Raw genomic sequence first — 12,403 nt, 5'->3', positions numbered from 1 at the left:
AAGGGCGAATTCCTTGCCTGAGGCGATCGAATTCCATACCACTTCCCTGCAGCTTCGTGTTGCAACCGTGTGGCGGCCGGGTCAGAGCACAACTTCTTCCGGTCGTCACACACCCTTTCAGCCAGTTTCCAGGGCCGGTCAGGCAACCGTATTGGGGCCGCATCGCAGCAATCCGGTCCATTGCGAAACATCGGACAGGTCGTGGATTCGGCCAAATCGCCAAAAGAATGACCATCTGCACGGGCAAACGCCCGTTTTTCGGGCAGCACGGTGTGCCGATCATGGCTGCCCACGCTTTTCTCTGGTGCGGATCGGCGGCCCTGCCAAAACGGTGACACCACGAAACACACCGAGGACCGCGCCATAACACGTACCGCACACCCCTTGTCTGCTTCTGTTTGCCCGGTTCAGCCCCGTGCGCAGGGCCGGGTTGTGCTTTCCTCGAAACACAGCGGCGGCCGCAGCGTTCTGGACCGGCTCTACCAGTCCGGCTCCCTGAAATGTCTTTTCCCGAAGGCTCCGGGCCCCGGAATGCAAGCGATGATCGTGAACACGGCCGGCGGAGTGACGGGGGGCGACAGCTTTGCGCTTGACGCCTGTGCCGCGGCAGGCACGACCCTCACCCTGACCACGCAAGCTTGCGAACGCGCCTATCGCGCCAAATCCGGCGAGACCGGCCGGATTTGCAATCGCCTGGCCATAGAGCATGGCGCACGGATCAACTGGCTGCCGCAGGAAACGATCCTGTTCCGGGGCTGCGCCATAAGGCGGCGACTGTGCATCGAGATGGCGGAGGACGCGACGCTCGTGATGGCAGAACCGCTTGTCTTTGGGCGCGCCGCAATGGGGGAGCGCCTGACATGTGGAAATTTCAGCGACCGGATCGAGCTGCGGCGCAACGGAAACCTTCTGTTTCTGGACGCAATGATGCTCGAAGGCGATATCGCTGCACGGCTGGCCCGCGCCGCAATCGCCGATGGCGCCGGCGCGATGGCGACGCTTCTCTACAGCGCGCCCGATGCCGAGACGCAATTGCCTCGCATTCGTGCGGCCCTGCCCGAAACCGCGGGCGCCAGTCTGCTCCGAAGCGATGTGCTGTTCCTGCGGCTTCTGGCCCCCGACAGCCACGCGCTGCGCCTTGCGCTGGTGCCGCTTCTGATACGCCTGAGCAGCTCCGACCTCCCCAGACCATGGATGATATGAGATGCGCCTGACTCCAAGAGAAACAGACAAGCTTCTGGTGGCGATGGCCGCCGAGATCGCCCGCAGGCGGCGCGCCCGCGGGGTCAAGCTGAACCACCCCGAAGCCATCGCCTTGATTACCGATGCGGTGGTCGAAGGGGCTCGCGACGGTCGTTCGGTCGCCGAAATGATGGAAGCCGGCGCCACCGTGCTGACCCGTGAGGACTGCATGGACGGGGTGCCCGACATGATCCCCGAAGTACAGGTTGAGGCTACCTTTCCCGACGGCACCAAACTGGTCACCGTCCACAACCCGATCCGCTGACAAGGAGACCTTCAATGCGATACGTTCTGCCGTTTTCCATTCTGGCGTCACCGGTTCTTGCGCATGATGGGGGTCATCTTCACCCCCATGGCAGTGAAACCTGGATATTGCTCTCGTTCCTGGCGCTTGCCGGAGCCGTCATATTGGCGGTGCGCAAATGATCCCCGGAGAAATTTTCCCGGCCGGGGGCAGCCTCACGCTCAACGAGGGGGCGGAGGTGACGACGCTGATGGTCGCCAATACCGGCGACCGCCCGGTCCAGGTGGGCAGCCATTATCATTTTGCCGAGGCCAACAGCGCCCTCGACTTCGACCGCGACACGGCGCGGGGGATGCGGCTCGACATTCCCGCCGGAACCGCCATCCGTTTCGAACCAGGGCAGCGGCGCGAAGTCCCCCTGATCCCTCTCTCCGGAGCGCGGCGGGTTTACGGGTTCAATCGGCACGTAATGGGAAATCTGTGATGCCGGCCAAAATCAAGCGCGGCGATTACGCCTCGATGTTCGGGCCCACCACGGGCGACAAGGTGCGGCTGGCCGACACGGATCTGATCATCGAGGTCGAACACGATCTCACCACCTATGGCGAAGAGGTCAAGTTCGGCGGCGGCAAGGTAATCCGCGACGGCATGGGGCAGTCCCAGGCCACGCGGGCCGACGGGGCCGTGGACACTGTCATCACCAACGGGCTGATCGTGGATCATACCGGAATCTACAAGGCCGATATCGGGCTGCGAGACGGACGCATAGCCAGGATCGGCAAGGCCGGGAACCCGGACACGCAACCCGGCGTGGATATCGTGATCGGTCCCGGAACCGAAGTGATCGCCGGTGAGGGGCGTATCCTGACCGCGGGCGGTTTCGACAGCCACATTCATTTCATCTGCCCACAACAGATCGAGCATGCGCTGCATTCCGGGCTGACAACCATGCTGGGGGGCGGCACCGGCCCGGCCCATGGCACGCTGGCAACCACCTGCACACCGGGGCCGTGGCATATCGGCCGGATGTTGCAGGCGGCGGATGCCTTTCCGATGAACCTTGCCTTTGCGGGCAAAGGCAACGCCAGCCTGCCCGCCGCGCTGGAAGAACAGGTCAGGGCCGGGGCCTGTGCTCTGAAACTGCACGAGGATTGGGGCACCACGCCCGCCGCCATCGACTGCTGCCTGTCGGTGGCCGATGACATGGACGTGCAGGTGATGATTCATACCGACACGCTGAACGAAAGCGGCTTCGTGGAGAACACGATGGCCGCCATGAAAGGGCGGACCATCCACGCCTTTCACACCGAGGGCGCAGGCGGCGGCCACGCGCCGGACATCATCAGGATCTGCGGCGCCTCCAATGTGCTGCCGTCCTCGACCAACCCCACCCGCCCCTTCACCGTGAACACGGTCGAGGAACATCTCGACATGCTCATGGTCTGTCATCACCTCGACAAGTCGATCCCCGAGGACGTGGCCTTTGCCGAAAGCCGCATCCGTCGCGAAACCATCGCCGCCGAGGATATCCTGCACGACATGGGAGCATTCTCGATCATCGCGAGCGACAGCCAGGCGATGGGCCGTGTTGGCGAAGTCCTGATCCGCACCTGGCAGACCGCCGACAAAATGAAAAGACAGCGCGGGCGGTTACCGGAGGAAACCGGCTCCAACGATAATTTCCGCGTCCGCCGCTATATTGCGAAATACACGATCAACCCCGCCATCGCCCACGGAATCGGGCATGAAATCGGCAGCATCACGGAAGGGAAACGCGCCGATCTTGTCCTGTGGACTCCGGCCTTCTTCGGCGTGAAGCCGGATATGGTCCTGCTGGGCGGCACGATCGTCATGGCACAGATGGGGGATCCGAACGCCTCGATCCCGACACCTCAGCCGGTCAGTTCCCGGCCCATGTTCGGTGCCTATGGGCGATCGGTGGAACACTCCGCCGTCACCTTCGTTTCCGCGGCCGCGCAAGAGGCCGGGATCGGCCATGAACTCGGGCTGTCCAAGACGACACTGGCCGTCGCCAACACGCGCGACATCGGTAAATCCGACCTCGTCCTCAACGATGCGACGCCGCAGATCGAGGTGGACCCGGAAACCTACGAGGTGCGGGCCGACGGTGAACTTCTGACCTGCCAGCCTGCCGGTACTCTTCCCATGACGCAAAGGTATTTCCTGTTCTGATGACAAACTATATCGCACAAAATATCCGGCGCGCAGGCGATTGGCACACCGGCTTCGAACACTGCGTCCTGACCTATGATGACAGGTTTTTGCGGCGCAAGGTCGTACGAACCGTGAATGGCGGGACGGTCCTTGTCGATCTGAAACATACCGTATCGCTCAATCCCGGAGACGCCTTCGAACTGACCGACGGGCGTTATATCGGGATAACCGCCGCCAAAGAACCCCTGTTCAGTGTGACCGGTCAGGATCTGACCCGGCTGGCCTGGCATATCGGCAACCGGCACACCCCGTGTCAGATTGGCCCCGACCGGCTCGTCATCCAGCAAGACCATGTGATCCGCGAAATGCTGGAACGTCTGGACGCATCCGTTGCGGAGATATTCGAACCCTTCCTGCCCGAAGGCGGTGCCTATGGCTACGGACGCACCCATGGCCACAACCACTGACACAGAACTCCTGACCCTTGCGCAGTGGTTTTCCCCGGCCTGCCCCATTGGCGCCTTCAGCTATTCCCATGGGCTGGAATGGGCGATCGACGCGGGCGATGTGGCAGATGCGGCAACCTTGCGTACCTGGATTTCTGATATCCTGCTTCATGGAACAGGCAAATCCGACGCCGTGTTTCTTGCCGCAGCCTATCGCGCAAGGGATACTCGGCGCCTCGCGGGGATCGATGCCGCCTGCCGCGCCTTCGCGCCCGGCCGGGAACGGCTCCTGGAGACGGAACTCCAGGGCGCCGCATTTTGCCGGGTGACCGAGCAGGTCTGGGGGAAACGGCTTGGCAATCTGGCCTATCCCGTCGCTGTGGGCCACGCCGCGTCCTTATTTGGCCTGCCACAGATCGCAACCGCATCAATGTATCTGCATGCCTTTGCCAGCACCCTTGCCTCCGTTGGCATGCGACTGATTCCCATTGGCCAAACCGAAGGCCAGCGGGTCATCCGCGATGTCGCACCGCTTTGCCGGACTGTCGCCGAAACCACCGCCCCTGGCGACCTGGAGACACTCTCAGGCACGGCCTTTCTGGCCGATATCGCCGCGCTGAGACACGAAACCCAGCATTCGAGGATCTTCCGCACATGACAAAATTCAACGGTCCACTCCGTATCGGCATCGGCGGGCCGGTCGGCGCCGGCAAGACAACCCTGACCGCCGCGCTTTGCGAAGCGTTGCGCGCGGATCATTCCATCGGGGTGATCACCAATGACATCTACACCAGGGAGGACGCCGAGGCCCTGATGCGCATGCAGGTGCTTTCCCTGGACCGGATCATTGGCGTTGAAACCGGGGGGTGCCCACATACCGCCATCCGGGAGGACGCCTCCATCAATCTGGCCGCGGTCGCCGAGATACAGGCGCGCCACCCGGACGTGGAAATCGTCCTGATCGAAAGCGGCGGAGACAACCTCTCGGCCACGTTCAGCCCGGAACTGGCCGACATGACGATCTACGTGATCGACGTGGCCGCCGGCGAAGAAATCCCGCGCAAAGGAGGCCCCGCAATCACCCGGTCCGACCTTCTTCTGATCAACAAATGCGATCTGGCCCCGCATGTCGGGGCCGACCTGTCAGTCATGGAACGCGATGCCGAAAGGATGCGCTCCGGTCGCCCCTTCGTCTTCACCTGCCTGCGGCAACGCAAGGGCGTGGGGGCCGTTGTGACGCATATTCAAGAGATCGGCGGGCTGGAAAAGCCGTCGCAGAGACATGCCCCGTCCCAGGTTTGATGCGCGAACGCTTTAAGGGTATCTGCGCCGGGCCCCACCGCGCGCGCTCCACATGTGCCAAAACTCGTTTTATCCGCCACTTCGGCATTGGAGCCGCCGATACGCCCTGGATTGGCGCGACCGGAACCGGCCCTGCCCCGGTTTCGGTCTGAAGCTTGCCCCCGGCGGGCGTCGCGCCAGGGCGCATCCGCGGGACCCGCAGGCCTTCAAACCGGTTCGCCGCCGAATAGCGCCAGTTCAACCCCGTCCGCCTTCAGGCACCGGCGCACCTCGGCGGCGATGCGGACGGCGGCAGGTGTGTCGCCATGCAGGCAGATGGTGTCGATCCGGGTGGGAACCCGGTTCCCGCTTTCGGTGATGATCGCACCCTCACGAACCATCCGGGATACCCGCTGGCCCGCAAGGCCAGGATCGTGAATGACGGCGCCGGGTCGGCTTCGATCGACCAGGCTGGCATCGTCGTTGTAGGCGCGGTCCGCGAAGATCTCGCATGCCGTGGGCGCACCAAGGGCCTGCGCCGCACGCTGTTGTGCCGTGCCCGCCAGAACCATGAGGACAATGTCCGGCGCAACCGACAAGGCGGCCCGATAACAGGCGGTTGCAAGTTCCTGGTCCTCGGATGCCATGTTGGCCAAGGCCCCGTGCAGTTTCACGTGGCGTATTCTGCCGCCCGCCGCCATGGCCATCGCCTGTGCCGCACCGATCTGATAGCGTACGAGGTTTTGCAAAGACGCGAGCGGCATATTCATCCGCTGGCGGCCAAAGCCATGCAGGTCAGGGAAACCCGGATGCGCCCCGATCCCCACCCCATTGGCCACCGCCGCACGCATGGTGGCCGCCATAACGTTCCAGTCCCCCGCATGAAAGCCACACGCGACATTGGCCGAAGTGACGATATTCAGCAGCGCCGCATCGTCGCCCATGGTCCAGGCGCCGTAGCTTTCCCCCATGTCGGCATTAAGATCCACGGTTTGCGTCATGAACTCCTCCTCAGGTGTCGGGCTCGCCACCGGAGACGACACCACTGATCAGTTGAAAGGAAAGCAGGTCGGCCATCCGGCGCGGGTCACGGATGAGCGGGCGGAGACGGCGGCGCAGCGCGGCCCGCGCCCCGGCGGCAGCCTGTTCAAGGGCAACCGCCTCATCCTGCCCGACAAAGCGAAACCACACCTCTGCCCCGGCTGGCGCCTGTGCCATCCGGGGCAGATCGCAGGGCACTACGGTTCCGATCCTTGGATAGCCGCCGGTGGTTTGGCATTCGGACATCAGCACAAAGGGCGTGCCATCCCCCGTGATCTGAATATCTCCCGGAATTATGACCTCGGACAGCACATTGCGCCCGCCCTCGACATGGAACCCGACCCCCTCGGGGGTCAGACGCACCCCCATGCGGTTGGCCCGTGCATCCCGGCGCAGGGGCGCCGAACAGAACCGCTCCAGGTCTGCGGCGGCAAAAAGATGGGTTTGGAAGCTGGCAACGATGCGCACGGCCCCCCCGGTGAAGCGGTCATCCCGGTCAAGCGTCATGCCGGTTTCCGTGCCGCCATCGGGTCCGATTTCCAGCCTGTCGCCCGCCGCCAGCACACCGCCTACCCCCGCCGACAAATGCGCCGATTGCGCCCCCATCAGGCGGTTGCCTTCAATACCCCCGCCGACATGCAGATAGCCATAGCAACCGTGCAGAACCGGACCGATCGACAACCGTGCACCCGCCGGCAAAAGATGGGACGCATTCCAGACCAGTGGCGCCCCATCCAGTTTCGCCCGCATCGGCGCCCCGGTCAGGGCAATGCGGATATCCTGCGTCGCTTCGAACTCTCCCCCCATCGCGGCCATCTCGACGACCACGGCTCCCGCCTCCTGCCCGAGCAGGGCCGCGCCCTCAAAAAGCGCCAGCCGGTCCGCCGCCCCCCCCCGCGACAACCCCACATCCAGGTACCCGCTGCGCCCCAGGTCCTGAAGCGTCAGGCCCGGCCCGGCCCGGTGGATCAGAAGCGACCGGCTCATCCTGCCGTCTCACAGGTCGCTCCGCCCCGCGGATCGCGGCGCAGGGTCTCAAGAGCCTCCGGACCAATCGGAACGAACTGCACTTCATCCCCCGCCCGCAACAGGAACGGCTCCGCCGCTTCGGGCTGAAACAACCGGATCGCAGTCTGGCCCACATGTTGCCAGCCCGTGGGCGTTGTGACCGAAAACAGCACCAGCTGCCGGATCGCCACCGCCAAGGCGCCTTCGGGGATGCGTTCGGTCAACTGACTCTGGCGCGGAATATCCCAGGCCGCGGGCAATTCACCCAGATAGGGCTGACCGGGGGCGAAACCGATGGTCTGCACCCGGACTCGCGCAGTGGACAAAGATGCGATGGCTTGCGTTTCGCTCATCCCCGCTGCGGCGGCCGCCTGCGCCAGTTGCGGGGCAAGGGCTGTGCCGAAAACCGTGGGGATGCGCCAGAACCGCCGCCGCCCTGGCAATTGGGCGGCATACCAATCCTGCGCTGCCAGAAGCGCGCGCACCTGCCCGGAGATCGTCTCATGGCTGACCCGAAGCGGATCGAACCGCAGATATGCGGAAACAAGGGAGGAAGACGTTTCCTCCATGCCATCCCAGTCCTGGGCCTCCAATGCCCCTCGAAAGGCAAGGGCGGCGCGGTTTGCGGGTTCGCTCAACCCGTCGGCAAAGCTGACCAGAAGGCCATCGACTCCGGCGCTTCTGACCACGGGAAACCGGCCCGGAAGATCCCCTGTCTCAGTCACATCCGATCCGGCAAGTAAGTGACGATGACGGGGAAAACCATGATGAGGACAAGCGCCACGATCATCAGGAAAAAGAATGGCAGCGCGGCGCGCGCCACCGTGAGGATATCGCGCCCCGTGAGGGATTGCAGCACGAAAAGGTTGAACCCCACCGGTGGTGTGATCTGTGACATCTCGACCACGATCACCAGAAAGATACCGAACCAAAGCGGGTCGATACCGGCTTGCAACACCATTGGCATGATCACCGAAGCGGTCAGAACCACGACGGAAATTCCATCAAGAAAACACCCCAAAATCACAAAGAAAACCGTCAGCGCCGCGAGCAGGGTGACCGTCGAAAGACCCAGGGAACCGATCGCTTCCGCCAGGATACGGGGAATGCCGGTAAAGCCCATGGCAACGGTCAGGAACGAGGCCCCGGCAAGGATGAAGGCGATCATGCAGGAGGTGACAGTCGCCCCCATCAGCCCGTCGACAAAGGTTTTGCGTGTCAGCGTTCCCGAGGCCCATGACAGCACCAGCGCAAGGACCACGCCCACCGCGGCGGCATCGGTGGGGGAGGCGATGCCCGTATAGATCGAACCGATGACCCCCCCGATCAGCAGGATCACGGGCAACAACCGGCGCGACCCGTGCAGTTTTCCCCTGAAGGTGGCCTTGAAATCCTCCACCGGCAACTTATGACGGTTCATCGCCGCCCAGATCGCGACATATCCGACGAACAGCGCGACCAGCAGAAGACCCGGCAAGATCCCGGCAATGAACAGCCTTGCGATGGATTGCTCGGTGGCCACGCCATAGACGATCAGGATGATCGAGGGCGGAATCAGCAGGCCCAGCGTAGCGGAGCCGGCCAGCGTGCCGATGACCATCCTTTCGGGATATCCACGACGCGACAATTCGGGGATCGACATCTTGCCGATCGTGGCCGCCGTGGCCGCCGACGACCCCGAAACCGCTGCGAAAATCCCGCACGCGAAGATGTTGACATGCAAAAGCTGGCCCGGCAGGCGGTTCATCCAGGGCGAAAGACCTGCGAACATGTCCTCGCTCAGCTTCGAGCGAAACAGGATCTCCCCCATCCAGATGAAAAGCGGCAGTGCCGCCAGCGCCCAGGAATTGCTGTGCCCCCATATCGTCGTGGCCATGACCAGCCCCAGCGGCGCATCCGAAAACAGCGCCATTGCGGCGATTCCGACCCCCAGAAGCGAGAAGGCCACCCAAAGGCCCGCGCCAAGAAAACCAAACAGCAAGATCAGCAGGACGATGGAAAGTACAGCGATCGACATGTCACCCCCCTATTCGCTCAGCAGACTTTCGTCCTTGCCTTCCCAGGAGGCCGCGCGACCGCGCAGGAGTCCGACCAGGTCATCCGCCAGGGCAAGGGTCAGAACGGCCAGACCCAGAGCGACAGGAAGCTGAGGCAGCCACAGCGGCACGGACACCATGCCGGAACTGCGATCGCCGAATTCGACGGATTCCCGGACAAGCTCAATCATGTACCAGGTTGCGTAGGCGCTCATCACAAGTGCGAGCAGAACGATGCTCACATCGAAGATCCGGCGAAGTCCGACCGGCAGGCGACCTGTCAGCAGCGTCACCCGGATGTGGCCCCCCTGGCGCAGCGTATAGGCAAGGGCGAGAAACGAAGACGCCGCCAGGAAAAACCCGGTGAAATCGGAATAGGACGGAATGGTCAGCCCGATCCCCTTGCCCACGACCCGGATCGAGATCTTGTCCGCGAGGTTCAGGCAAACTTGGGCAAAAACCAAAATCACGATGGCCAGGATAAAGATCGCCGCGAGCCCCCCGGCCGCACGATAAACATGGTCAAGACTGCGCCGCATGTCCGCCCCCCGAAATCATGCCAGGCGCGGTGTCGCGCCTGGCGCCGACGATCTGGATTATTGCTGATAAGCGCCCAGCAAGGCTGCGCCGGCGTCCCCCGCTTCAGCCTTCCAGGTTTCCAGCATTTGCACACCGATCGCACGCAGACCGGCCATCAGTTCTTCGGACGGCTCCACAACGACGATCCCGTTTTCCTTCAACGCGGCGGTCTGGGTCGCGGTCTCGGCGCGGCTCATTTCCCAGCCGCGCGCTTCGGCGGCGGCGGCGGCCTCAAGTATGGCGGCTTGCGTTGCCTCGTCCAGGCGCTGGAAAGCCCGCTTGTTCACCACGACGATATTCTTGGGAATCCAGGCCTGGATATCGGTGTAGTGGGAAACGAAATCCCATGCCTTGGAGTTCACGCCGGTCGAGGGTGAGGTGATCATCGCCTCGACGCGCCCGGTACTGAAAGCCTGCGGAATGTCCGGCACTTCGACCTGTGTGGGCGCGGCACCGGCCAGATTCGCGAATTCCTCAAGGGTCGCGTTGTAAGTGCGAAACTTCAGCCCCGCGAGATCGTCGACCGAAGTTATTTCCTTATTCGTGTAAAGACCCTGCGGCGGCCAGGGCACCGCGTAGAGCGCCATTACCCCCTGATCTTCCAGAAGCGCCTCGATCACGCCCTTCTGGGCCGCCCAAAGACGCTGGGCGTCTTCGTAATTGGTGGCCAGAAAGGGCATCGAATCGATCCCGAACGCGGCATTGTCGTTGGCCAGCAGCGAAAGAAAGAACTCCCCCGCAGGAACCTGACCGCTGCGCACGGCTTTGCTGATCTCGGGATGTTTGAACAACGACCCCGCCGAATGAACCTTGATCTCGAGGCCGCCATCGGTGGCGGCAGCCACATCCTTGGCAAACTCATGGATGTTGACAGTGTGGAATGTCGCATCCGGGTAAGGAGTCGGCATATCCCATGTCTCTGCCTGAACCTGAATCGCAAGCCCGACAAGGGCGGCAATCGGACCGCCCAGATAACGCGATACAAACATTTCAGTCCTCCCGTGAAAAGCTGTATTGACCATTTTCATACATAACGCTTACAAATTGTCAACGTATTGTTATATTGAGCCCCATCCCATTACTCACGCGGGGTATAATTTCCCTGCGCACACCCCGGCGGGCTCAAAACCAGAACCAGGAGCGTTGAAACTCGGCCGTCAAGGCCATAACACTGGTAAAACACTTACGTTTTGTATTTGAAAAGGTGTGGAAAATGACGGCAAACGCGAAAGATGCACGGCGGATAGTCTCCTCCCGTCACCTGGCCGAAGGTGACGGATGGGAACTGTCCGAGCTGGAATTCGGAATGATCATCGTCTTCAATGCCTTTTCACGCTGGATGATGCGCTGCATGTCCGCCTCGGGCCAACCCGATCTCAGCCCGCTCGACATCCTGATTCTGCACAATGTCAATCACCGTTCACGCGACAAGCGCCTGTCGGACATCTGCTTCCTCCTGAATATCGAAGACAGCCACACCGTGAACTATGCCCTGCGCAAGCTTCTCAAGGCCGGGTTGTTGGCATCGGAGAAGCGCGGCAAGGAAGTGTTCTATCGCACCTCCCCCGAGGGGGTCGCACTTTGTGAGGCATATCGCGACATACGGCGCCAATGCCTTCTGGACGGCCTGGCCTCTACCGATATTTCCGGTCCCGAGATGCGCGACCTCGCCCGCAATCTGCGCGCACTTTCGGGCCACTACGACCAGGCCAGTCGTGCCGCGGCATCCCTGTAACCAAACACCCCCTGTTGCGCAAATGCCCACTTAACCTTCTTTCCGTGCTATTTTCGGGAAGGAGGAACCACCCATGGGGCGATCATCGACAGCAAAGAAAGCTGCGCCGCGTGATACCGCCACCAAGCTTGCTCAGCAGCGCCTGAGCGTTCTGGAGCTGGCAAGGGAACTCGGCAACGTTGCCGAGGCGTGCCGCCAGCGGGACATGGACCGGACCAGTTTCTACGAATGGAAGCGCCGGTTTCAGACCCAGGGCTTCGAGGGCCTGAAGGACCTGCCGCCGATCCACAAGAGCCACCCGCAGACGACGCCTCCCGAGGTGGTGGAGCGGATCAAGGCTTTGGCGCTCGAGCACCCGGCCTATGGCTGCAACCGGCACGAGGCGAGGCTGGCGCTGGAAGGGACACGCGTGTCGTCGATCACGATCCAGAAGATCCTGCACGAGCACGGCCTCGGCACCAAGATCGAGCGCTGGTTGGCCCTGGAACGACAAAACGCAGCGCAAGCGATCGAGATCACCCCTGAGCAAGCCGCCTTCCTGGAGAAGCTGAACCCGTGCTTTCGGGAAAGGCATGTGGAATCAAGTGCTCCGGGCGAACTCCTGTCCGCGGACACT

At 62.6% G+C, this 12,403-nt stretch carries 16 protein-coding genes; 10 read left to right on the top strand and 6 right to left on the bottom strand.

Annotation, left to right across the window (positions count from 1 at the left end):
• Positions 1–384 precede the first annotated feature (384 nt).
• From C8N32_RS04420 to ureG, 8 genes are read left to right on the top strand one after another with little or no spacing between them, the layout of a single operon-like run.
• Positions 385–1,203, top strand: coding sequence for an urease accessory protein UreD (locus C8N32_RS04420; protein ID WP_207186970.1), 819 nt, complete (start codon positions 385–387; stop codon positions 1,201–1,203).
• A gap of 1 nt (position 1,204) precedes the next feature.
• Positions 1,205–1,507, top strand: a complete 303-nt coding sequence (locus tag C8N32_RS04415) for an urease subunit gamma (protein WP_107891273.1) — start codon at positions 1,205–1,207, stop codon at positions 1,505–1,507.
• A 14-nt stretch (positions 1,508–1,521) separates the two neighbouring features.
• A complete protein-coding gene (locus C8N32_RS04410) occupies positions 1,522–1,668 on the top strand; it encodes a peptidase M23 (protein WP_107891272.1) in 147 nt (48 codons plus the stop codon).
• Positions 1,665–1,970, top strand: a complete 306-nt coding sequence (locus C8N32_RS04405) for an urease subunit beta (protein WP_107891271.1) — start codon at positions 1,665–1,667, stop codon at positions 1,968–1,970. The genes C8N32_RS04410 and C8N32_RS04405 overlap by 4 nt, the downstream gene beginning before the upstream one ends.
• Entirely contained in the window at positions 1,970–3,679 is a 1,710-nt protein-coding gene (gene ureC / locus C8N32_RS04400) for an urease subunit alpha (protein WP_107891270.1), read from the top strand. The genes C8N32_RS04405 and ureC overlap by 1 nt, the downstream gene beginning before the upstream one ends.
• The gene (locus C8N32_RS04395; RefSeq protein WP_107891269.1) at positions 3,679–4,128 is read left to right on the top strand and encodes an urease accessory protein UreE; all 450 of its coding nucleotides are present in this window, start codon (positions 3,679–3,681) and stop codon (positions 4,126–4,128) included. The genes ureC and C8N32_RS04395 overlap by 1 nt, the downstream gene beginning before the upstream one ends.
• Positions 4,112–4,765 (top strand): urease accessory protein UreF, encoded by a 654-nt coding sequence (locus tag C8N32_RS04390; RefSeq protein ID WP_242509527.1) that lies wholly within the window; start codon positions 4,112–4,114, stop codon positions 4,763–4,765. The genes C8N32_RS04395 and C8N32_RS04390 overlap by 17 nt, the downstream gene beginning before the upstream one ends.
• Positions 4,762–5,409 carry an urease accessory protein UreG gene (ureG, locus tag C8N32_RS04385; protein WP_107891267.1) on the top strand — a complete coding sequence of 216 codons (648 nt, stop codon included), beginning with the start codon at positions 4,762–4,764 and terminating at the stop codon, positions 5,407–5,409. Before C8N32_RS04390 ends, ureG begins: the two co-directional genes overlap by 4 nt.
• Before the next feature lie 206 nt (positions 5,410–5,615).
• On the opposite strand, the gene C8N32_RS04380 is transcribed toward ureG, so the two are convergent.
• From C8N32_RS04380 to C8N32_RS04355, 6 genes are read right to left on the bottom strand one after another with little or no spacing between them, the layout of a single operon-like run.
• The gene (locus C8N32_RS04380) at positions 5,616–6,389 is read right to left on the bottom strand and encodes a LamB/YcsF family protein (RefSeq protein WP_107891266.1); all 774 of its coding nucleotides are present in this window, start codon (positions 6,387–6,389) and stop codon (positions 5,616–5,618) included.
• A 10-nt stretch (positions 6,390–6,399) separates the two neighbouring features.
• A complete protein-coding gene (locus tag C8N32_RS04375; RefSeq protein WP_107891265.1) occupies positions 6,400–7,416 on the bottom strand; it encodes a 5-oxoprolinase subunit C family protein in 1,017 nt (338 codons plus the stop codon).
• Positions 7,413–8,162 carry a 5-oxoprolinase subunit B family protein gene (locus tag C8N32_RS04370; protein WP_107891264.1) on the bottom strand — a complete coding sequence of 250 codons (750 nt, stop codon included), beginning with the start codon at positions 8,160–8,162 and terminating at the stop codon, positions 7,413–7,415. The genes C8N32_RS04375 and C8N32_RS04370 overlap by 4 nt, the downstream gene beginning before the upstream one ends.
• A complete protein-coding gene (locus C8N32_RS04365) occupies positions 8,159–9,454 on the bottom strand; it encodes a TRAP transporter large permease (RefSeq protein ID WP_107891263.1) in 1,296 nt (431 codons plus the stop codon). Before C8N32_RS04365 ends, C8N32_RS04370 begins: the two co-directional genes overlap by 4 nt.
• Before the next feature lie 9 nt (positions 9,455–9,463).
• Positions 9,464–10,012 carry a TRAP transporter small permease gene (locus C8N32_RS04360; protein ID WP_107891262.1) on the bottom strand — a complete coding sequence of 183 codons (549 nt, stop codon included), beginning with the start codon at positions 10,010–10,012 and terminating at the stop codon, positions 9,464–9,466.
• 57 nt (positions 10,013–10,069) lie between these two features.
• Complete coding sequence (locus C8N32_RS04355; protein WP_107891261.1) at positions 10,070–11,041, bottom strand: TRAP transporter substrate-binding protein; 972 nt, start codon at positions 11,039–11,041, stop codon at positions 10,070–10,072.
• Between the two features lie 224 nt (positions 11,042–11,265).
• On the opposite strand from C8N32_RS04355, the gene C8N32_RS04350 reads away from it, so the two are divergent.
• Both C8N32_RS04350 and C8N32_RS04345 read left to right on the top strand, forming a co-directional pair.
• The gene (locus C8N32_RS04350) at positions 11,266–11,787 is read left to right on the top strand and encodes a winged helix DNA-binding protein (RefSeq protein ID WP_107891260.1); all 522 of its coding nucleotides are present in this window, start codon (positions 11,266–11,268) and stop codon (positions 11,785–11,787) included.
• A 73-nt stretch (positions 11,788–11,860) separates the two neighbouring features.
• Positions 11,861–12,403 (top strand): helix-turn-helix domain-containing protein (locus tag C8N32_RS04345; protein WP_146159681.1); only part of this gene is annotated, 543 nt, incomplete at its 3' end.

Origin of the sequence: Rhodovulum imhoffii, assembly GCF_003046545.1 — a bacterium.
Lineage (GTDB): Bacteria > Pseudomonadota > Alphaproteobacteria > Rhodobacterales > Rhodobacteraceae > Rhodovulum > Rhodovulum imhoffii.
Note: the sequence above shows the minus strand (reverse complement) of the source record. Positions and strands in the feature narration are given on the sequence as shown.